The 21,358-nt window shown below is 41.8% G+C and carries 18 protein-coding genes, 1 tRNA gene and 1 pseudogene; 10 read left to right on the plus strand and 10 right to left on the minus strand.

Features of this window, described 5'->3' with window-relative positions; genetic code table 11:
- The 3 genes and pseudogenes from VQ643_RS08690 to VQ643_RS08700 all read right to left on the minus strand — a co-directional run.
- The coding region (locus VQ643_RS08690; RefSeq protein ID WP_414199287.1) for a hypothetical protein at positions 1–225 on the minus strand (225 nt) is incomplete at its 3' end.
- Positions 225–834: pseudogene (locus tag VQ643_RS08695) on the minus strand (integrase core domain-containing protein). The gene VQ643_RS08690 and the pseudogene VQ643_RS08695, both read right to left, overlap by 1 nt.
- Positions 835–1,269: 435 nt before the next feature.
- Positions 1,270–3,492 carry an autotransporter outer membrane beta-barrel domain-containing protein gene (locus tag VQ643_RS08700; RefSeq protein ID WP_414199288.1) on the minus strand — a complete coding sequence of 741 codons (2,223 nt, stop codon included), beginning with the start codon at positions 3,490–3,492 and terminating at the stop codon, positions 1,270–1,272.
- Positions 3,493–3,974: 482 nt separating this feature from the next.
- Here VQ643_RS08700 and VQ643_RS08705 point away from each other — a divergent pair, with 482 nt between their 5' ends.
- Together VQ643_RS08705 and VQ643_RS08710 are read left to right on the plus strand one after the other, a co-directional pair.
- On the plus strand, positions 3,975–4,742 hold the full coding sequence (locus VQ643_RS08705; protein WP_414199289.1) for a hypothetical protein: 768 nt from the start codon (positions 3,975–3,977) through the stop codon (positions 4,740–4,742).
- Positions 4,743–4,771: 29 nt separating this feature from the next.
- Positions 4,772–5,029 (plus strand): hypothetical protein, encoded by a 258-nt coding sequence (locus VQ643_RS08710; protein WP_414199291.1) that lies wholly within the window; start codon positions 4,772–4,774, stop codon positions 5,027–5,029.
- Between the two features lie 275 nt (positions 5,030–5,304).
- Here VQ643_RS08710 and VQ643_RS08715 read toward each other — a convergent pair.
- A tRNA-Leu gene (locus VQ643_RS08715) sits at positions 5,305–5,391 on the minus strand.
- A 162-nt stretch (positions 5,392–5,553) separates the two neighbouring features.
- Between VQ643_RS08715 and rnr the strand changes: the two genes are divergently transcribed.
- The 8 genes from rnr to VQ643_RS08755 all read left to right on the plus strand — a co-directional run bounded on the left by rnr (position 5,554) and on the right by VQ643_RS08755 (position 13,550).
- On the plus strand, positions 5,554–8,103 hold the full coding sequence (gene rnr, locus VQ643_RS08720; protein WP_414199409.1) for a ribonuclease R: 2,550 nt from the start codon (positions 5,554–5,556) through the stop codon (positions 8,101–8,103).
- A 6-nt stretch (positions 8,104–8,109) separates the two neighbouring features.
- Entirely contained in the window at positions 8,110–8,847 is a 738-nt protein-coding gene (rlmB, locus tag VQ643_RS08725) for a 23S rRNA (guanosine(2251)-2'-O)-methyltransferase RlmB (protein WP_414199293.1), read from the plus strand.
- Positions 8,848–9,005: 158 nt separating this feature from the next.
- Positions 9,006–9,443: a 30S ribosomal protein S6 gene (rpsF, locus tag VQ643_RS08730; RefSeq protein WP_414199295.1), complete on the plus strand. Its 438-nt coding sequence runs from the start codon at positions 9,006–9,008 to the stop codon at positions 9,441–9,443.
- 26 nt (positions 9,444–9,469) lie between these two features.
- On the plus strand, positions 9,470–9,700 hold the full coding sequence (rpsR, locus tag VQ643_RS08735; protein ID WP_414199297.1) for a 30S ribosomal protein S18: 231 nt from the start codon (positions 9,470–9,472) through the stop codon (positions 9,698–9,700).
- Positions 9,701–9,734: 34 nt separating this feature from the next.
- Positions 9,735–10,625: a hypothetical protein gene (locus VQ643_RS08740; protein ID WP_414199299.1), complete on the plus strand. Its 891-nt coding sequence runs from the start codon at positions 9,735–9,737 to the stop codon at positions 10,623–10,625.
- A gap of 20 nt (positions 10,626–10,645) precedes the next feature.
- Positions 10,646–11,092: a 50S ribosomal protein L9 gene (rplI, locus tag VQ643_RS08745; RefSeq protein ID WP_414199301.1), complete on the plus strand. Its 447-nt coding sequence runs from the start codon at positions 10,646–10,648 to the stop codon at positions 11,090–11,092.
- A 114-nt stretch (positions 11,093–11,206) separates the two neighbouring features.
- Positions 11,207–12,601 carry a replicative DNA helicase gene (dnaB, locus tag VQ643_RS08750; protein ID WP_414199302.1) on the plus strand — a complete coding sequence of 465 codons (1,395 nt, stop codon included), beginning with the start codon at positions 11,207–11,209 and terminating at the stop codon, positions 12,599–12,601.
- A gap of 79 nt (positions 12,602–12,680) precedes the next feature.
- Entirely contained in the window at positions 12,681–13,550 is an 870-nt protein-coding gene (locus tag VQ643_RS08755) for a DMT family transporter (protein ID WP_414199303.1), read from the plus strand.
- On the opposite strand, the gene VQ643_RS08760 is transcribed toward VQ643_RS08755, so the two are convergent.
- The 6 genes from VQ643_RS08760 to VQ643_RS08785 all read right to left on the minus strand — a co-directional run.
- Positions 13,547–15,895: a response regulator gene (locus VQ643_RS08760; protein ID WP_414199304.1), complete on the minus strand. Its 2,349-nt coding sequence runs from the start codon at positions 15,893–15,895 to the stop codon at positions 13,547–13,549. The genes VQ643_RS08755 and VQ643_RS08760 overlap by 4 nt on opposite strands.
- A 95-nt stretch (positions 15,896–15,990) precedes the next feature.
- Entirely contained in the window at positions 15,991–17,277 is a 1,287-nt protein-coding gene (purD, locus tag VQ643_RS08765) for a phosphoribosylamine--glycine ligase (RefSeq protein WP_414199306.1), read from the minus strand.
- 20 nt (positions 17,278–17,297) lie between these two features.
- Positions 17,298–18,905: a bifunctional phosphoribosylaminoimidazolecarboxamide formyltransferase/IMP cyclohydrolase gene (purH, locus tag VQ643_RS08770; RefSeq protein ID WP_414199307.1), complete on the minus strand. Its 1,608-nt coding sequence runs from the start codon at positions 18,903–18,905 to the stop codon at positions 17,298–17,300.
- A 42-nt stretch (positions 18,906–18,947) separates the two neighbouring features.
- The gene (gene fis, locus VQ643_RS08775; RefSeq protein WP_414199309.1) at positions 18,948–19,262 is read right to left on the minus strand and encodes a DNA-binding transcriptional regulator Fis; all 315 of its coding nucleotides are present in this window, start codon (positions 19,260–19,262) and stop codon (positions 18,948–18,950) included.
- Positions 19,259–20,257, minus strand: a complete 999-nt coding sequence (gene dusB / locus VQ643_RS08780) for a tRNA dihydrouridine synthase DusB (RefSeq protein ID WP_414199311.1) — start codon at positions 20,255–20,257, stop codon at positions 19,259–19,261. Before dusB ends, fis begins: the two co-directional genes overlap by 4 nt.
- Positions 20,258–20,391: 134 nt before the next feature.
- Positions 20,392–21,358: DUF3426 domain-containing protein (locus tag VQ643_RS08785; protein WP_414199312.1), on the minus strand; the 967-nt coding region annotated here is incomplete at its 5' end.

Below are 21,358 nucleotides of genomic sequence, written 5' to 3' on the forward strand. Positions count from 1 at the left end.
ATCCCTGCTTCCTCTTTTATAATAAAGTTTAAACTCACTCAAGGTTCTAGAGTTAGACTTGGAATAGTAACAACTCCTTAACCATTTTTTTATTTGATTTTTTGAATCTGCTATCGCAATGTCAATTAATATAGAGAGAATAATAGCTGCTATATTTATGTAGAAAATCCCTCTAATTGACCTTCTCCCAAGTTTAGTACCACAGCTAGGATGAGGTTTTTGCATTATGCCACCTTCCTCGCGTATTCGGAAGGTGGCATATAATTTAATGAGCGGTGAGGACGGCCATCGTTATAATGTAGGTTCAAGCACTCATTCCTAAACTTACCATTCAAGCATTTCTACAAATGCATTTTGTGTAGGCTTGCCTAGCTGAATAAAATGGAAGTGGCACTTGCAGCTCTTTGCTCCAAAAGAACACCGCTTTGCTGGTGTGTTCTGGGTTGTTATCTTTAGACTTGCCTCTTGTTTCAATGACCTGAGAAAGGTAGTGAGCTACTTGTGGGCCAGAGATTGATACAGCACAAGCTGCCCAATAACCTCACGCCTATAGTCATCTACGACGTTTAGCACGCAGAACCGCCGGCCAGTAGCCAGTTGATCCGATACAAAATCCATCGACCAACGTTGGTTAGTGCTACTAGGAACTAGCATGGAGCTTAGAGGACGCGTTAAGTTTTTTCTACGCTTTGTGTGTACCTGCAATTTGACTGTGCCAGTTATAAAGGTGCCGTTAGAAATGCCCATTCGTCGACAAATATCGCTGACCTTAGCGCCTGCATCATACTCTTTAATGACTCGAATAATTTGCTCTTCGGTGTAACGCTTCTTCATAGTGAGTTCTGCAATGGTTCTCAGTTTAATGGAGGTTTCATCGAAGTTATGGTGCTAATTTAGGGGGAAGGTCAGAATCATGCCAACAGAAGCTAAAAACAATACATATTTAATGATGTAGATATTGATTTCACATAAGCATATACATAATCTTTAGTGCTAATATATTCATTAAACCTGTTGCGCTCAGGTCTTAAATTTGTTCAGTTTTAAAACGTTTCCCAGTATTTTAATGTTACATTTATAAAATATTCATAGATTATAAAAAGGCTTTGGCTTTGCTATTTTGGTTGCTGATATTATTTGTTTTTTAATAAGTATCAGCTAATGAAATTTTGATAGTTGCTTATAATTGCATACTTTCTCTGCCTATTAGCGATGAACTACCTGCAGATACAGGCAATAAATATCATTTGTCTGTGAGTGATTATGTTGTTAGAAAAGATAGTTAAATGATAGCGTTCCTGCCACTCCACGGTGCTGTCCTGTATAGCCTTTGAGTTTTACATCAAAGTATTTGTTATTGAGATTGTTAAAAGGTGAGTACTGCAGACCTAGTTCAATAATTCCAGTGGAGCCTTTAAGGCTGGGCGCCTTAATATTTTTACCATAAATCGAGGTATCAGCTTTTCCATTAAACTCATATTCATAGGCTAGCCCTGCGCTGAGCGAAAGGTTGCTTTTAGGTTGGTACTTCCACTCTTCTTTAAGCTGTACGCGTGATGAAGTTAAACTATCAAAGGACACTTTATCACCATCAATAATAACTGACTCTTCATTTAAATGGGTATAAAGATATTTTAATGAAGTTTCTAATGTGTTTTGAGTGTTGATTGGATATTTATGGCCGATGCCAGCGTGGGATGAAACATAGGTTGTACGGTTGTCGTAAGCAGCAGATTGTCCTGAGCCTGTAATAATATCATTTGATTTAAACTTAGCTCTAACCCGTCCTATACGTAAAGCGCCTTCTAACCAAAGGTTATCCAAGTCATGCTTTGCGAGTAAGCCAAATCCATAGTGGGTTGTTTTGGTTTCTCCGTGGATGTTGCCCATTGTAAATTTATTATAGGTATCATAATCACCATCACCGTACTCAAGAAGTGCACCTAGTGTAGTGTTCTGGGTTTTGTAAGCTGCGCCAATAAGGGCAGTATAACCATTATGATCGATGTGAGAGCCTGTTTTAAAGCGGTCATTGCTGGTTTCGATAATAATAAACGAAGATGTTTTATCTTCTGGGCTTTTATCAATCTGCTTCCACACATCTGAAACCATTAGATCAGATGCTTTGTTGATCGAAATTAACTGGGTTAAGCGTCCCTCAGCTAAGGGTTTTACGGAGAGTTCAATAGCCTTGTTATCAGAGTAAATATTATCAATAGTGGCAATTAAATCTTTATTTTCTATCGTGTATGAGACTTCCGCAACTTTACCTAGACCAAATTTTACAGAATTATTTTCTAAGTTAAATATACTAGCTAAATCACCATTCTCATCACCGCCTTGTGTACTATTAGCAGAGATAAGCGTAATGCTGTCATTTACATTTATAATGTTTTCTCCAGAAATCCCCTTGATCTGAGCAATTGATTTGTTAGATAAAGAGCCGTTATTCATCTGAGTAGGGTTGTTTATTATAATATCGGACTTTATTAATGCAGTGTCTTTATTGACCTGATCTTTATTGTATTCATTTATATAGAAATGATAGTTTTCAAAGTTTGATATAATACTGGCGCTGATTGGCTTGCTTCCAAAATTAAACAAATTACCACTAAATGGGTTTATGTTTTCAGCAGTACTTGATGTAGGTGTGCTCTGCTCAACTGCAGATATATATATTCCATCCGGAATATTTGAGTCACCAAATATGGATAATTTAGCTTTAAGTGTCGAACTGGTATTTTGGTTGCCACTAAAGTTGATGAGTATAATTTCATTTTGGTTGATAGTGGCATTGTTGATAGCTATATTGCTTTCTATATTTACCTTGGCTGGAGCATTTTCTCCATTGTAGATAACCCCTTTTATTAATCCAACCTCACCCCCGTTGATGCTGATTCCACTCTTTAGGCTGGCTTCTTGAAAATTTATTAAGTTGTCATTGTAAACAGTTATTCCTTGTATTGAGTCTATATTTCCACCAGTCACTATTATATTTGAGTTTATAGTTTGATTTTTAGTGTCTGTTACAAAGGATTCTATGCCCTGGATACTGTCTGCTTGTCCATTGTTAAAAACTATTTTTGTCGAAGCTGTTATTTTTTCTTTTGCGTTTGTCGAGTGGCTGTCGTCGTCGTGAAACTGACCTGTAATGCTGGAGAACAAACCATTGTTAACGGTAATCTCTATGTTCTCTGCATTTAAATAGTTGCTGTCATCCTGCAAAAGGTTTCTGCCTATAACGGTAACTTGTTTTTCATTTTTATTGTTTTTTTCAAAATCAAAGTTTAATCTTACATTTTCTTTATGAAGAACGCCGTTTTTATCTTTCGCTGTGATAAAATACCGCCCTTCATCATCCTCCTGTAAGCTAGAAATTTCTGCATCTGAGATAAAAATATCCTCTATGCTCAGTGGGTTTGCTAATGAAGGGATAGAGGTAAAGTAGGTGAGGCTGTAAAAAAATAGAGGTTGAGTAATCCAAAAACGCATTTACTTACTCCATAAGCACTAAAAATATATTATATAATTTATCATTTATTTCTAGCGCTAAATGTGATCTATTGAGAGTTTGCAATGATTATTAATTATCTTTTTTTGGTAAGCTGCTAAATAGTTAGCTTTTTACAGAAGATTTGCTCTGAAGCTGTAGGTTTTAGTTTTTTTTGTGGCTGCTTTTGTTTTTCAGATGCTGCGGTTTTTTGAAGTTGAACTTTTATCGGTATCCAAGCATCAGTAGCCAAACTGCTTTTTATTTCTAGTATGAGATGAAAATGGCATTTTTATAAATACTAGCGCTTTAGTATTTTTATGGTATTTAATTGTATTAATGACTATTTTGGTGATAATTTTCTGAATAGCTATAGGCTATAAATTATTTTTCTGTTTTACCTGAGTTATAGAGGGTGGGCTTAAATCCTGTACTTGTGATTTCAACCTGCCTTGTGCGTATATCGTTAAAAAGGATTTTTCTAATGAAAAATATGTATGATAGAAAGATTAAGTTTTTTATTATTTTACTGGCTTTTTTTGAGTTAACTGGCTGTATGCGAAGGGAGGGTGAAAGAGAACCGTATCCTGCCCCTGATCCAGTTAATCCAACTTATGGCAAATTAGTGATTCAAGTGCCTCAGAATGAACGTGATACTGTTGTTATTAAAAAGGCAAATTATAAAATTACAGGATCATTTTTTGATAGTCATGCTGACTTGGTTTATAACAACGCACACTATATAAAGGGGCAGCGTTATTTAGACTGGAGGTTGGGTGATCTGACGCCAAAAATAGAAACTATACGCGATTGGAAGTTACCTGATGAGCGTCAAAAAGTGTTTTCTCTTCCAGATCAGCAAGGAGTTTATGTTTTACCACGTTACCCTGAAGGATTTGAACTTAAAACTGTGGACATTGATGAGGCTGTAAGGATTTTCTGGGTTGGACTTTATGAAAAGACACGCAGGTCATCTCAGTCCTATACTGTTATTTATCCTAGGTTAGGTGTAGACCATTCTGGAAAATGTAAAGACCCTATTTTAAAGTTAATACCACATCGAGTAAGTACAAGATACTATTTTGTTGATAAAAAAGATATAAATAATAATTATGTATATCCTGAAAAAGTCATTACCAATAAAATGATAGAGGAAGCTGAAAAGTATTTGTTAACTTCTCCTTATACAGTGATTACTCTTGATATGTCGCAACTATCTGTTTGTTTATACCCGATCAAACCAACTAATTGATATCCATGTTTTTTAAAGGTGAGTATAAAATGCTATATCGTATAAGTTTTATTGCTTTATTAGCTTTAGGTTTATCAGCTTGTTCGAATGGTGAAAACAAGAAAAAAGAGCTATCAGGTAGCTGTAAAATAGCATATGAAAGCTATTTAAAAGGTGTTGGAGCTTTATCTGCGGAAGATATAAAGCAAATTGAATCTCTGGGAGGGATGACACTGGATGAGGCCAAACGATTGATGTACGAGCGTTATAGTCAACTATCAGAAAGTGAATGCAAAGAAGAACTATAACGATCAAAGCCACCATTGGCGGAGGCTCATTAACGTTTGAGTATTATGCTAAAATGTGGGTTTAGTTAGCATAGCCACTGGTGCTAAAGGTGGCTTTGGTGTTGATTGCTTGATTCTGTACCCATAAATTCGATTTATTTTTCAGGGGTACAAAAATAAATTGCTATGGTGCTAAATGATGCACAGTGTGTGTGCTCAGAATAACAAGATAATGGATTTAAGCTTTGATTTTAAAGGATTTTATGGATATGTTGCACAGAGGTGCAACATTGAAATGGTGCCCAGAAGAAGACTCGAACTTCCACAGTGTTGCCACCACTAGGACCTGAACCTAGCGCGTCTACCAATTCCGCCATCTGGGCTTTACATATTTGCAACAATTAAGTGTTGTACTATGTTGGCGCGAACTATACGACTGCGCTAAAGCGTTGTAAAGTAGTGCATGAAAAAAATGGAAAAATTTTAGAAAAGGCGTAATCTGTACGCTTATGAGACAAATGAAATATAAAGGAAAAGAAAATTTGATAGCCGATTGGCAACAAAAAGACCCTAACGCGGCGTTAGAATCAGAAAAATATGAAAACCCTATCCCAAGCCGCGAGTTAATTTTACAGCACCTTGCTGAGCGAGGCGCTCCCGCCAGACGAGAACAACTAGCCGAAGAATTTGGATTGACTGATGAAGAAGCTATCGAAGCTTTACGTCGTCGCCTGCGCGCTATGGAGCGAGATGCTCAGGTAGTCTATACCCGCCGAGGTGCCTATGCGCCTGTGGATAAGCTAGATTTAGTTGTAGGGCGTGTCAGTGGTCACCGTGATGGATTTGGATTTTTAATTCCAGATGATGGCGGTGAAGATTTATTTTTAAGCCCAACTCAAATGCGTCTTGTGTTTGATGGTGATCGTGCGCTTGCACGTGTTACAGGCGTTGACCGTAAAGGGCGTCGTGAAGGTGCTATTGCTGAGGTAGTAGTGCGAGCGCATGCCACTTTAGTGGGGCGTTATAACGAAGAGAATGGCATTGGCTTTGTTTTGCCAGATAATAGTAAATTGCAGCAGGAAATCCTGATTAGCCCAGGTCGCAATGCAGGGGCAAAACTAGGACAGTTGGTTGAAGTGGAAATCACACACTGGCCAACGGCACGTTTTCAAGCACAAGGCAATGTAGTGGAAGTGCTCGGCGACTATATGGCGCCGGGTATGGAAATTGAAGTGGCATTGCGTAATTATGATATTCCGCATGTATGGCCGCAGGCTGTATTGCGTCAAGTACGCCGCTTAAAGCCTGAAGTAGAAGAGGCCGACAAGCAAAACCGTATTGACTTGCGTGATTTACCTTTCGTTACTATTGATGGCGAAGATGCACGTGACTTTGATGATGCAGTTTATTGTGAAGCGCATTTTGAGCAAGGTCGCAGTACCAGTACAGGCTGGCGCTTGTATGTCGCTATTGCTGATGTGTCACATTACGTTAAGGTTGATACAGCATTAGATAATGAGGCGCGTGAGCGTGGGAATTCGGTGTATTTTCCTAAGCAAGTCATTCCTATGCTGCCAGAGGAGCTGTCGAACGGTTTGTGTTCGCTGAACCCGCACGTGGATCGTTTAGCTATGGTGTGCGAAGTGCGCTTATCGCGCGCAGGTAAAATGCTGGATTATCAGTTTTATGAGGCTGTTATTCAATCGCATGCACGTCTTACCTACGATAAAGTAAGCTGTATGCTAGAAAAGCCAAATACAGCGGAAGCTAAAGTATTAGCGAAAGAGTATGCTGAGCTGTTACCGCATTTACAGCAGTTATTTAGCCTGTATAAAGAGCTTTTAAACCAACGTAAGTTGCGTGGTGCTTTGGATTTTGATACGCGTGAAACACGTATTATTTTTGATGCAGAACGCAAAATTGAAAAGATTGTACCTACAGTACGAAATGAAGCGCACCGCATTATTGAGGAGTGTATGCTATGTGCAAACGTAGCTATGGCGCACTTCTTACAGGATCATAAGCTGCCTGGTTTATACCGTGTGCATGATAATCCACCAGAAGAAAAACTAGAAAAATTACGTGCCTATTTATCAGAGTTAGGTCTTGCATTAGGTAAAGGCAAAAGCACGCCTACCGCTAAAGACTTTTTAGCATTGCTAGAGCGTATTACAGATCGCCCTGATTACAGTTTAATCCAAACCATGATTTTGCGTTCCATGAGTCAGGCTATTTATAGTCCTGATTGTTTGGGGCATTTTGGTTTGAACTATGAAGCCTATACTCACTTTACTTCGCCGATTCGCCGCTATTCGGACTTAATTAATCACCGCGCGGTGCGCAGTATTATTCGTTCGAAAAAAGACAGTGCGCATGTGCAGCGTATAGGTGCTAAAAGTATGACTAAGGCGCGTATTTATCCTTACGATGACGCGCAGTTAGATAGCTTAGGAGTCCAAATTTCGATGACAGAGCGCCGTGCTGATGAGGCTACGCGCGATGTTGTTACTTGGCTTAAATGTGAATATATGCTTGACCGTGTGGGAGAAACTTTCGCGGGCGTAGTGACTGCTGTCACGGGTTTTGGCTTGTTTGTTGAACTAAAAGATATTTACGTGGAAGGCCTTGTGCATGTGACTGCTTTGCCAGGTGACTACTATCACTATGATCAATTGCATCAATGCTTAGCGGGTGAGCGTAGTGGTCGCAAGTATCGCCTAGGTGATACTGTGGAAGTGATTGTTGCGCGAGTGGATTTGGATGAGCGTAAAATCGACTTTGAAATGAGTGATGCTGAGCGTGCCATGTCACCAGCGCAAAAGCGTCATCTGCGTCAGTCAGGAGAAAAACCTACAGCCACGGAGAAAGAGGCTGTGCCGACCAAAGTAGCGCGTAGTCGTCAAGCTAAGCAGGCTCTAATGCAAGATGCTGCTGGTGGAGCAAAGGCAAAGCCAGTGAAGCAAACGTCGGCAACTAATGGCAAGAAAAAATCAACAAGTAAAGCAAAACCCAATGCAAAAAAGGCCACTCGTAAAACCAGTGGTGCTTCAGGTAAAACCCAATCTGTGCGCAAACGTACAGTAAAAAGTAATTAAAATACTATGAGTGATTTAGAACAAGTCCACGGCATTCACGCCGTGGAAGCCTTATTGCGTCATCACCCTAAGCGTGTGAAGAAGCTTGTCTTGGCTCAGGCATTGAGTACGCCAAGAGTCCAAGTATTGCGCGACTTAGCTCAGCAGCTACGCATTACTGTAGAGGAGTGTGAACGTCATGAGTTGGATGAGCGTATTGAAGGTGTGCACCAAGGCGTATTAGCTCTGGTGTCGCCAAGTCAGGTCTGGAGTGAGCAAATGCTAGAAAGTTTGCTTGATCAGCAAGAGCAAGCGCCGCTTATTCTTGCCTTGGATGGTGTGACTGATCCGCATAACTTAGGTGCATGCTTGCGCACTGCAGATGCAGCCGGAGCCTTGGCGGTGATTGTACCTAAGGATAAATCGGCCACATTAACTGCAACGGTGCGCAAAGTGGCTTGTGGTGCGGCCGAGGTGATGCCTCTAGTGACGGTTACCAATTTAGCACGCACTTTAGAAAAACTGCGTAAGCGGGGTTTGTGGGTGGTTGGTACGGCTGGTGAAGCTGAACAGTCTATTTACCAGCAAGATATGACAGGGCCTTTAGTGCTGGTGATGGGGGCCGAAGGCAAAGGCATGCGTCGCTTGACGCGTGAGCATTGCGATTATCTGGTGAAGTTGCCGATGGCTGGCAGTGTTAGCAGTTTGAACGTATCTGTTGCAGCAGGTATTTGTTTATTTGAAGCAGTACGCCAACGCCAGTAAGACTCGCCTTGCTATCAGTTATGGCTTTGCGTATAATTTCGCACCTTGTATTGCCTTAAGAAATATTCATTAAGGAATAAATACAAGAAAAACAACGAGTTAAATCTCTCCTTGTCTGACTGCATATAGCAGCAGACTTTCATCCGTAAGGAGCATCTATGCGTCATTACGAAATTGTGTTTCTGGTTCATCCGGATCAGAGCGAACAAGTCGGCGGCATGGTAGAGCGTTACACCAAGCTGATCGAAGAAGATGGCGGTAAAGTACACCGTCTAGAAGACTGGGGCCGTCGCCAATTAGCCTATGCAATTGATGATGTGCATAAAGCACACTACGTGCTTTTAAACGTTGAATGCAGCGCTAAAGCATTAGCAGAGCTAGAAGATAGCTTCCGCTATAACGATGCCGTTCTACGTAACTTAGTTATTCGTCGCGACGAAGCGGTAACTGAAGCTTCTGAAATGGTAAAAGCTGAAGAGAACCGTAACGAGCGTCGTGAGCGTCGTGCGCAAGCTGAAGCAATGGATTCTGTAGATCTTGATGAAGATGCAGACGACATTGACGACGATGCTGACATCGACTCTGACGAAGAATAATTCCCAAGTCTACAGAGGAACCTATCATGGCACGTTTTTTCCGTCGTCGTAAATTCTGCCGTTTCACAGCTGAAGGCGTTCAAGAGATCGATTACAAAGATCTAAACACTTTGAAAGCCTATGTCTCTGAAACTGGCAAAATCGTACCAAGCCGTATTACTGGTACTAAAGCTAAATACCAACGCCAATTAGCGACTGCTATCAAACGCGCGCGTTTCTTAGCATTGTTGCCTTACACCGACAGCCACGGCCGTTGATTGAAGGTTAGCACTTAGGTAATGGATTTTTAACATGCGCCCTATAGCTGAATATGTAATGCGTGGACGCATGGAAGCCATCACAGTAATGGCTTTGACAACAGCTCTGCCTATCTTGCATTGGATAGGTGCAGCCGCCGCTAGTTTATTACTACTGCGCAAAGGCTTTGAAAATAGCTATAGCGTTTTAGCACTGGGTTTGATTCCTGCCGTTATTTGGGCGGGTGCTGGTCAACCAGAAACACTTATTGTTGTGGTTTGTACATTGGCTCTTGCAGCTGTATTGCGTACAACCTCATCGTGGGTGAAAGTTTTACTAGCGAGTGTTGTTTTAAGCGGCTTATTTGCCATGATTCAGCCATTTCTTTATGGTGATGAAATAGCAAAACTAGCTGATAGTTTGCTCACAGATCCAAATGTTTCTCAGCTAATTCAACCAATGCTTGCTGGATTAACAGGCGAGCAGATGGCCCAGGTAAAACTATATTTACCTTATGCATTGGCGGGAAGCATGTTGTTATCAAACCAGTTATTTGCAGTATTGGCTTTGATTCTGGGGCGTTATTGGCAAGCTGCATTATTTAACCCAAAAGGGTTTGCGCAAGAGTTTCATCAATTGCGTTTACCTGTAGCTATGGCATTCGGGCTATTAGTGGTGATCTTAGGATCAGCCGCTATCGCAATTGAGGCGATAGTGTTAATACCTGTTGCTGCTTTACCTTTACTTATTACAGGTATTGCAGTTATTCATGGGTTAGTAGGCTTGGGTAAAAGTCCCTCATTTTGGCTTATAGCTATGTATGTAGGCTTAGTATTTTTATCACAAGCTGTTGTTCCATTATTGATTGTGCTAGCGCTCGTTGACAGCCTATTTGATTTTCGTGGCTTAAGCGCTAAAGCAAAATCCACGAACGGTGAAAGTTGAATTCAAGAGGTAAGACTCAAATGGAAGTCATCCTGCTAGAAAAAGTCGCTAACTTGGGCAACCTAGGCGACAAAGTAAATGTTAAGTCTGGTTACGGCCGTAACTACTTATTGCCACATGGCAAAGCAACGGCTGCAACTGCAGAAAACGTTGCTGCGTTTGAAGCGCGCCGTGCAGAATTAGAGCGTGTAGCTGCTGAGAAATTAGCTGCTGCTCAAGCTCGTGCACAGCAACTTTCAGGCCTAGAAATTACCATCACTGCCAACACTGGCGAAGAAGGTAAATTGTTCGGCTCTATCGGTACTCATGACATCGCTGATGCATTATCTGCATCGGGTGTTGAAGTACACAAAAGCGAAGTTCGTCTACCTAATGGCACTATTCGTCAAACAGGTGAGTACGAAATTACACTTAACCTACACACCGATGTTGAAGCTATTGTTAAGCTGATCATTGTTGCGGGTTAATTTGTAACGTTTGCAGCCTAGGTTGCAAAAACGAAAGGCATGTCATAACAATGACGTGCCTTTTGTGCTTTTAATACGTATCTTATTAGCTGTTTGATCTAAGGTTTTGCGAGAATGAATGAGTTAGTAGCGCCGGAACAATATGATTTAGAAACAGCCGCCTTAAAAATCCCACCCCATTCGATTGAAGCAGAGCAAGCCGTTCTTGGTGGCTTAATGCTGGATAACAATGCGTGGGAGCGCGTGCTAGATCAGGTGTCTGATGGTGATTTTTATCGCCATGATCATCGTTTAATTTTCCGTGCTATTCATCGTCTTGCCGAGCGCAATGAACCCTTTGATGTGGTGACTTTATCAGAGCAACTCGATAAAGAAGGTACTTTGCCACAAGTAGGAGGCTTGGCTTATCTTAGTGAGTTGGCAAAAAACACGCCTTCTGTTGCTAACATTAAAGCCTATGCCAGTATTATTCGAGAGCGTGCCACATTACGTCAGCTGATTAGCGTAAGTAATGATATTGCAAGCAGCGCCTATGCGCCAGAAGGGCGTACGGGTAACGAAATCTTAGATGAAGCCGAGCGTAAAATTTTCGAAATTGCAGAAGCACGCCCTAAAACAGGCGGGCCTGTTGGTGTGGTTGATCTGCTCAAAAGCACCATTGATACTATTGATACACTATTTAATAGTGATGATGCGATTACTGGTGTATCTACTGGCTTTGCTGACTTGGATGATAAAACCAGTGGCCTACAGGCATCTGACCTTGTAATTGTGGCAGGTCGACCTTCCATGGGCAAAACCACTTTCGCTATGAATTTGGTTGAAAACGCACTTATGCGTACTGATAAGGTGGTGTTGGTTTATTCCTTAGAGATGCCTTCTGAGTCTTTAATGATGCGTATGCTGTCTTCTCTGGGTCGTATTGATCAAACCAAAGTACGTAGCGGTAAGTTGGAGGAGGAAGACTGGAGTCGCCTTACTTCAGCCGTTAATATGCTGCAAGATCGTAAGCTATTTATTGATGACACTGCGGGTATTTCTCCCTCTGAAATGCGTGCAAGAACCCGTCGTTTAGCACGTGAGCATGGTGAGATTGCGTTAATCATGGTCGACTATTTGCAATTAATGCAAATTGGTGGCAGTGCAGGCGATAACCGTACCAATGAAATCTCAGAAATTTCTCGCTCGTTAAAAGCGCTGGCCAAAGAGTTCAATTGTCCTGTTGTTGCCCTATCCCAGTTAAACCGTTCGTTAGAGCAGCGCCCTAATAAACGTCCTGTTAACTCTGACTTGCGTGAATCAGGAGCGATTGAGCAGGATGCTGACGTCATTATGTTTGTCTATCGCGATGAAGTTTACCATCCAGAAACAGAGTACAAAGGTGTTGCTGAGATTATTATTGGTAAGCAACGTAACGGACCTATTGGTACCGTGCGCTTAGCTTTCCAAGGTAAATTTACGCGTTTTGATAATTTGGCGCCAGGTAGCTACCAGTTCGATGATGAATAGCATTTAAATTCGCCTGTTAGCCAAGCTGCAGGCGAATTTTTTGATAAAATAGATAGTAAGCTAATTAATAGGAGTGCAAGTGTCTAGTGCGAAAGGGCCTCTGTTGGGGGTGTTGTTAATATTGTGTGCCACCAGTTTATTAGCCACCCATGATGGCGTTTCTAAATATCTAACCGCGATATATCCGCTATTTTTTGTTGTATGGGTTCGTTATGCAGCCCAAACAGTATTAATGTTGGCGATTTTTGCCCCAAAAATGGGTAAGCAGTTGGTGCAAACACGTCGCCCCTTGCTCCAATTTGCTAGAGGTTTATGTTTGCTGGGTATTAGCTGGTTATTTATTGGTGGTTTGCGTTATATACCGCTAGCTGAAGCTACCTCTGTGATGTTTTTAGCTCCTTTAATCGTAACCGTCTTGTCTGTGATTTTCTTGAAGGAAAAAATCACCTTAGGCCAGTGGATTGCTGTTGCTGTGGGTTTGATGGGTGTGTTGCTCATTGTTCGCCCTGGAGGTGAACTCTTTACTCCGGCTATTTTAATGCCGTTAGGCGCTTCATTTTGCTTTGCGATATACCAACTATTAACACGCCGTGTGGCAGTAACCGACCATCCTGTCACCAGTAATTTCTTAGCTGGATTAATTGGTACACTTGGGCTGTTATTTGTTTTACCTTTTAACGCGGTGTTGCCTCACTGGCTGGACTTGCTTTGGATGCTAATGCTAGGAGCGTTAGCCATGACAGGGCATATTTTACTTACAATAGGATTTAAATATGGCTCAGCTGCCACTTTAGCTCCTTTTACTTACGCACAGATTATTTTTGCAGCCTTAATAGGTGTTGTATTTTTTAAGCAAAGTCCAGATCTTATTGCGTGGTTAGGTGTAGCTATTATTATTTTAAGCGGGCTAGCTGTAGCTTGGTTACAGCATCACTCTAAAGACCTCTAAGTGTTTTTAGAGGTATAACGCAATATTAACTGTTTAAGCTCAGAAAGGTTGAGTGGTTTAGAGAGGTGACCGTCCATTCCTGCATCTAAGGCTTGTTGGCGATGTTCATCAAATACATAAGCGGTTAAGGCAATAATAGGCATGCGTTTGCCTGAACCTGCTTCATGTTGGCGCCATTTTTTCGTAGCCTCAAAGCCAGATAGTACAGGCATTTCACAGTCCATTAGGACAAGGTCATAATTTCGTTTAAGCATGGCTTCGTATGCTTGTTCGCCATTCATAACCACATCAAAAGCAATCTGTAATTTGTTTAATAAGGCACTAACGACTTTAATCGAAACACCATTATCCTCGGCAATGAGCACCTTGGCTTCTGGCAAGCTTTCTTGCTGCTTAAAGAGAGGTTTAATACTGTTATGTTGATAAGCTTGGGTGAGTGCGGCTTTTAAAGTGTAGCTGCTAACAGGCTTGATCAATACTTGGCTGATGCCCGCATTGCGTGTACTAATGGTATCTACTCCGGTGCTTGTTAATAGCAATAAGACAGAGTCTTCTGTTAATAACTGGTCTTGCTTGATGCGTACTGCTAAATCAATACCATTAATTTGTGGTAATTCGCGGGTAATTAGTACAACTTGAAAGCTTTGCTGCATTAGGCTTTTACTGCGAAGTAGGGCAAGTGCATCTTGCGCACTTGAAGCACAGGTAACCTCAATTCCCCATTCTTCGCATTGCTGGCGCAATACAGTACGACAGACTTCGCTAGGGTCAATAATAAGTAATGATTTACCTTGCAGTAAATGCAATGGCTGTTGCTGGTTAGAGGTTAACTCATACTGTGTCAAGGGCAGCGTTAAACTCAGAGTGGCCTGACCATGTTCGTTGATATTGTATGAAAGTAATCCTTCCAGTTGTTGGATCAGATGGTTGCAGATGATTAAACGCAAGTGCTCCGGTGGAAATTGATGTAAAGGCTTATTGCTAACAGGTTGTAAAAGTAACTGGTTTTCTAAGGCAGTTATAGGTTCGGCAATACTTTCTAGTGAAATATTTAAAATGGGTGGTTCTTGATTTTGCTCAACAGTGACAGCAAAGATAATTTCTTTCTCTTGTGCATGCTGGTAAGCAATCATCATTAATGTTAGTAGTACTTGGCGTAACCGGCTAGGGTCGCTGTATATTAAATGGGGGACTTGAGGTTGAACAAAACTAATGAGTTCTATATGTTGTTCTTGTATTTGGGGACGGAATAGCTCAATACATTCTTCCAGTAGCCCACTAAGCTCAAATTGCGTATTGCTAATAGTTAAGCGGCTGTATTTTAGCTCTGAAATATCAATAACTTCATTGACACTGTTAAGTAGTTCAGTGCATGAACGTTGCATAGTTTGTATGTATTCGCGTTGTTTGGCTGATAAAGGGGTGGCAACAATTAGCCCTAACATACCCATTACACCGCTTAAAGGAACACGTATTTCTTGGCTTAAACGTTCTAGTAATAATTCAACTTCTTGGGTGTTGGTGTTGTAATTTGGCGCACTAGGGCTTTGTGTCACAGTACGAATAATTTTATCCAGTTCGTAACGTGTTAGACCTATGCCTAGAATATAAACACCAATAGGTGGAACAATTAAATTAAGTAAAGTGGCATAGTAAAGCTGAACAGGACTAGGGTTAATTAAAAGCGGCCAAATGAGAATTAGAGGTAGAGCGTAAAAGAAAATTCCGATACCTATAAAGCGTGCGGATAAATGGCCATGGGTTTGGTAGGTACGGTAAATAATAACGCTGGGCGTGAGCATAGCACTAGAAAAAATAAAGTAGACTAGGCTGCTGGTGATAGGGGAGTCGTTCAGCAACAAAACAAAAGCGCTCAAGCAGGATAAGGTAATTAAACTAAAATGTAGGCCTTGAGTATTGTTTAACGTAAAGCGTTTGCCAAATAGATCTAGAGCAAATAGCTGAAAAATAATGCTAATTAATAAAAAAACAAATTGAATGAAATACCAGCCAACTTCATTGGTAGCACTATGTATTTTAGTAATTTCTAATAGTTCTAAGGCTGCAAGAGTATAAAGAAATAAGCTTGAGCCTAGCCAAATATATATACGGTTACCTAGTTGAATAAAACGAGTAATGCAGTTAAGCATTAAAAAAATAAAAATGCCTAAAAATATACCACTTAATACTGGAGGTGGAGGAGTAAAGACAAATGGGCTGGCTTGTTGGTTTAAATGACTGTTATCAACAAAGAAAGAGGCACTATCAGGGGTGAGCCAAAGTAAGTAAAGGGCGCAGATCAAAAAACAAATAATATTAAAAATAGCAATGCGCGTTCCTGACATTCGCTAAACTCTCATGGTGTAAATATACAATTTAAATAAGCTTACACTATGGATGGCTATGAGTGTATGAACACTCATAGCTTTCTGTGTCAAAATTAGCTGTTTTCGCGATCAATTGCACGATATCCAATATCTGTGCGATAAAAGCTGCCTTCCCAACTAACTTCAGCCGCAAGTTTATAGGCATTTTCTTGTGCTAGCGCTACAGTTTCGCCTAAGGCTGTTGCACAAAGTACACGGCCGCCATTAGCTAGGACTTTACCATCTTTTAACGCTGTGCCCGCATGAAATATTTTCCCAGATAGGTTAGCAGCGGCATCCAGCCCGTGAATTTCATGCCCTTTGCTATAGTCACCAGGGTATCCACCGGCTGCAATAACAACACCTAGGCTAGGCTGTGGGTGCCAGCGAGCTTCAATTTTGTTTAATGCTTTGGCAAAAGCAGCTTCAATTAGAAGAATTAAGCTAGATTCTAGGCGCAACATAATAGGTTGTGTTTCAGGATCACCAAAACGACAGTTATATTCAATAACCTTAGGCGCGCCTGTTTTATCAATCATTAAGCCGGCATATAAAAAGCCCGTATATACATTACCTTCAGCAGCCATGCCGCGCACAGTAGGGTAGATAACTTCATCCATAACGCGCTGATAAACGCTATCTGTTACTACAGGTGCTGGCGAGTAAGCTCCCATGCCGCCTGTATTCGGACCTGTATCGCCGTTCCCAACGCGCTTATGATCTTGGCTGGTTGCCATTGGTAGAACATTATCACCATCAACCATGACGATAAAGCTAGCTTCCTCGCCATCGAGATACTCTTCAATAACAACGCGTGAACCTGCTTCGCCAAAAGCATTACCAGCTAGCATATCGCGTACTGCTGCTTCGGCTTCGTCTAGTGTCATGGCGACAATAACGCCTTTGCCAGCAGCTAAGCCATCTGCTTTAACAACGATAGGTGCGCCTTTTTCACGTAAATATGTAAGGGCAGGCTCGACCTCTGTAAAGTTTGCATAGTCAGCTGTTGGAATTTGCTGGCGTGCTAAAAAATCCTTGGTGAAAGCTTTTGAGCCTTCTAACTGTGCAGCAGCTTTAGTTGGGCCGAAAATGTCGAGGTTGCGACTACGGAATAAATCCACTACACCAGCAACTAATGGTGCTTCTGGGCCAACGATAGTTAAAGCTACTTGGTTGTGTTCTGCAAAGTCAGCCAGCTTTTCTAGCTCTAAAACACCGATATTGATATTTTCACATTTGTCTTCTGTGGCAGTACCCGCATTGCCAGGTGCCACAAAGACTTTGGCCACGCGAGGGTCTTGTGCAGCTTTCCATGCCAACGCATGCTCGCGTCCACCGTTACCAATAATTAGAATATTCATAGGCTAAGCTCCAATAGCATTTAGTGGCGGAAGTGACGCATGCCAGTGAATACCATGGCCATACCCGCTTCATCAGCGGCTTCTATGACTTCGTTATCACGCATTGAGCCACCTGGCTGAATAACAGCACTAATTCCGGCTTTAGCGGCATTATCAATGCCATCGCGGAACGGGAAGAAGGCATCAGATGCCATAACAGCACCTGCGACTTGTAAGCCTGCATGCTCTGCTTTGATGGCCGCAATACGGGCTGAGTTGACGCGGCTCATTTGCCCAGCGCCTACACCAACAGTTTGACGGTTTTTAGCATAAACAATAGCATTAGATTTAACGAATTTAGCTACTTTCCAAGCAAAAATTAAGTCATGAATTTCTTGTTCAGTAGGTGCGCGCTTGGTAACTACTTTAAGATCTTCAGCAGTGATCATCTGAATATCACGGCTTTGTACTAATAAGCCGCCTGTTACGCGTTTGTAATCTAAACCGAAACTGCGTTCAGCTGGCCAGTGGCCTGTTTCTAATAAACGCACATTAGCTTTCGCTGCGACAACTGAGCGTGCTTCAACGCTGATAGCCGGAGCAATAATTACTTCTACAAATTGACGATCTACAATAGCCTGAGCAGTTTCAGCGTCTAGTTCTCGGTTAAAGGCAATAATGCCACCAAAGGCAGACTCGCTATCTGTTGCATAGGCAAGGTCATAAGCTTTACGAATACCACCATCGGCCTCTGGCACAACAGCTACGCCACAAGGATTGGCATGTTTAACAATGACGCAGGCCGGCTTGGTAAAGCTTTTTACACACTCTAGCGCTGCATCGGTATCAGCTACATTGTTGTAAGAAAGTTCTTTGCCTTGCAGCTGCTTAGCAGTTGCTACGCTAGCTTCTGTAGGATTAGCTTCTACGTAGAAAGCGGCACTTTGATGAGGATTTTCACCGTAACGCATATCTTGCGCTTTAATAAATTGGCTATTAAAGGTGCGTGGAAATTCAAGACGGTCTTGAGTGCTTAGTGTCTCAGCGTTTTGATTGATACTGCCTAAATAATTGGCAATCATGCCATCATACGCAGCTGTATGCTCAAAGGCTTTCAGAGCTAAGTCAAAGCGTTGTTGGTAGGTTAAGCCGCCGTTTTTTAAGTTACTCATTACCTGAGTGTAGTCGTTGGCATTAACCACAATAGCAACGTCTTTATGGTTTTTTGCTGCACTACGTACCATGGTTGGTCCGCCAATGTCGATATTTTCAATGGCATCAGGTAGTGTGCAGTTGGTTTTAGCAACAGTGGCCGCAAATGGGTAGAGGTTTACTGCTACGAGGTCAATTGGCTTGATGCTATGCTGTTCCATAATAGCAGCATCTATTGCGCGGCGACCTAAAATACCACCGTGAATTTTAGGATGCAGCGTTTTTACACGACCGTCCATCATCTCAGGGAAACCAGTGTAGTCAGCAACTTCAATAGCTGGGATCTGGTTGTCACAAAGTAGCTTATAAGTTCCGCCAGTTGACAGAATTTCTACGCCTAGTGCTGCTAGTTCGCGTGCGAACTCAACAATACCAGTTTTATCCGAAACGCTAATTAATGCTCGGCGTACAGGTAAGCTAGAAGTATGGTCGGTCATGTGTATTCCTAGGTAATGGCAAGTTGGCCAGTTTTGAAACGATTACAACAAATCGTATTGCTTTAGCTTTTTTCGTAAAGTTCCACGGTTTAAACCTAGAACTTCAGATGCCTTAGTTTGATTGCCCTTAACATGCTGCATAACAGTAGACAGTAAAGGCGCCTCTACTTCACTTAAAACTAAGTTATAAACATCCGTAACGTCAGCACCTTCAAGATGCATAAAGTAGTTTTGTAGAGTTTGTTCTACACACTCGCGTAACGTTAATGAATGCGTTGCGGGTGTTTTTATAGTTTGAATCTGATCGCTCACCGATGAGTTCCTATGTAATGCTTCGTACCCATTCATCTGTGTCATGCTGCTTCCCCAATTCCTTGTTGACGTAGCAGGTTAAAGTGCTCGCCAAGTAAGAAACGCTGTTCTTGCGCAGTCTCAAGCTGGTTAAAATGTGTACGAAATGTTTTAGCGTTCGGAAAACTGTTTAAATACCAAGCTATATGTTTGCGTGCAATTTTAATACCCATAAAATCACCATAAAAATTATGAAGGGCATTTAAGTGCTCAAGTACTGTGTTTTCTATTTCTGTTAATGATGGTGAACTGAGTAGTTCTCCGCTTTGCAGGTAATGCCAAATTTCACGGAATATCCATGGTTTGCCCTGAGCACCGCGTCCAATCAATAGACCATCAGCCCCTGTATACTGCAAAACCTCATGAGCTTTTTTAGCGCTTGTAATATCGCCATTAGCAAAGACTGGAATTGTTACTGCTTGCTTAATTTGAGCAATAGTGTCGTATTCAGCTTCGCCTTTATACAAATCCACTCGCGTGCGCCCATGAACAGCTAAAGCGGCAATGCCTGCCTCCTCTGCAATTTTTGCAATACAGACACCGTTTCTATGTTGATGATCCCAGCCTGTACGTATTTTAAGGGTTACAGGCACGTCTACAGCCTTTACTACGGCATGTAAGATTTGCGTAACCAAAGTTTCATCTTGCATCAACGCTGAGCCTGCCGCCTTATTGCAAACTTTCTTTGCCGGGCATCCCATGTTGATATCAACAATCTGTGCACCTAATGCAACGCAGGCTTGGGCTGCATTAGCTAGCATTTGAGGATCGCCACCAGCAATTTGCACCGAACGTGGTTCTGTATCATCCGCTCGCAGTAAGCGTAGACTGGATTTGCGAGAGTTCCATAGACTTACATCACTGGTAAGCATTTCAGCGACAACCATTCCTGCGCCAAAACGCTTGCAGAGCTCGCGAAATGGACGATCGGTAACGCCAGCCATAGGTGCAAGCACTAATGGGTTGGTTAGCTGATAAGGACCAATATGTACAGGAGACATGCAAAATACCTATCCCTATAGGGAGATAATTCGATCACGTAACTAGGAGTAGAAAAGGCTGAGCATAATACCCTTTCTTGCTTCTAGGATAAAGCAAGATTGGATAAAAAATGATCAATGTATTACTTGACAAATTAATTTGGCGATAAAAAGGACAGTTTAAAGTGTTCAGAATTTTCGTTGGGATTAATGATATCAAGTGAAATACGAATGGGTGTTTGTTGTGGCATTTCTTTTCGCCCAGCAAGCTCTCCCCCCAAGTATTCATAGGGCTTAAATTGGCGGCTAGCAATGAGCTTTTGTTCTTTGTCGTAAATATCAAGGCGCAAAATAGGGAAGGGTTGGGCGAAGTTAGCACGGTTATAAATGATGGCGTCAACGGTTAATACACCGTCAAACTCATTGTGTTCCCTTACGACTAAATTACTACTATGAATAAGTGTTGTGTCGACTTTGCTTGGTAGTTGGCAGCCAATGAATTCACACATCTGTTCAAGTAATGGGCGTGCCACTTCATCTCGCGCTAAAGGCTCAAAGTTGTATTTGATAAACTGTGCAGCCAGCCCTAATACAGCTATAAGGCTCATGATTGCCCAAAACCAGCCCCACTTTCGTTTGGGTACTTGCTCAGACCAAGCTAATTCAATAGGTGCTTCTATTGCAGGAAGATCATTAATGATCTTTGTATGAGTTGAACTATCCTCTGTTGCCGTTTGTTTAGTATCGCTTTGCTTGCTAGGTTGAGGATTATTTAATTCGATTTGGCTTAATTTGCTCAGCTCAGCATCTAGATCCAGTTCATCTAAATCAAGAGCAGGTTCAATAGGTAAGCTAGCCTTAGGCACTATTGCTATTTCTGGGTCAGCGGTATCCTGATCTGGCTCTGGCTCTGGCTCTGGCTCTGGCTCTGGCTCTGGCTCTGGCTCTGGCTCGTCAGTACTTAATGCAAGGCGCATTTCTAACTCAAGATTAGACAGATCTAAATCAGCTGCCGTACTGCTGTTGCTATTTTTTAAAAGTTCTTCAAAGTCTAGTCTTACATCAAAATTAGGGGTTTCTAAGCTATTGCTTATATCGGCATAAAGCACATCATTATCGGCA

The sequence above is a fragment of the Pseudomonas sp. F1_0610 genome, from assembly GCF_047470865.1.
Lineage (GTDB): Bacteria > Pseudomonadota > Gammaproteobacteria > Pseudomonadales > Pseudomonadaceae > JAZDRH01.

Coding starts and splice junctions, on each gene's coding strand:
- VQ643_RS08740 (WP_414199299.1), top strand. CDS start 9,735: ATGCGCCCTATAGCTGAATATGTAATGCGTGGACGCATGGAAGCCATC.
- purH (WP_414199307.1), bottom strand. CDS start 18,905: ATGACCGACCATACTTCTAGCTTACCTGTACGCCGAGCATTAATTAGC.
- dnaB (WP_414199302.1), top strand. CDS start 11,207: ATGAATGAGTTAGTAGCGCCGGAACAATATGATTTAGAAACAGCCGCC.
- purD (WP_414199306.1), bottom strand. CDS start 17,277: ATGAATATTCTAATTATTGGTAACGGTGGACGCGAGCATGCGTTGGCA.
- VQ643_RS08700 (WP_414199288.1), bottom strand. CDS start 3,492: ATGCGTTTTTGGATTACTCAACCTCTATTTTTTTACAGCCTCACCTAC.
- rpsR (WP_414199297.1), top strand. CDS start 9,470: ATGGCACGTTTTTTCCGTCGTCGTAAATTCTGCCGTTTCACAGCTGAA.
- fis (WP_414199309.1), bottom strand. CDS start 19,262: ATGACACAGATGAATGGGTACGAAGCATTACATAGGAACTCATCGGTG.
- rlmB (WP_414199293.1), top strand. CDS start 8,110: ATGAGTGATTTAGAACAAGTCCACGGCATTCACGCCGTGGAAGCCTTA.
- VQ643_RS08710 (WP_414199291.1), top strand. CDS start 4,772: ATGCTATATCGTATAAGTTTTATTGCTTTATTAGCTTTAGGTTTATCA.
- rpsF (WP_414199295.1), top strand. CDS start 9,006: ATGCGTCATTACGAAATTGTGTTTCTGGTTCATCCGGATCAGAGCGAA.
- dusB (WP_414199311.1), bottom strand. CDS start 20,257: ATGTCTCCTGTACATATTGGTCCTTATCAGCTAACCAACCCATTAGTG.
- VQ643_RS08705 (WP_414199289.1), top strand. CDS start 3,975: ATGAAAAATATGTATGATAGAAAGATTAAGTTTTTTATTATTTTACTG.
- rplI (WP_414199301.1), top strand. CDS start 10,646: ATGGAAGTCATCCTGCTAGAAAAAGTCGCTAACTTGGGCAACCTAGGC.
- VQ643_RS08760 (WP_414199304.1), bottom strand. CDS start 15,895: ATGTCAGGAACGCGCATTGCTATTTTTAATATTATTTGTTTTTTGATC.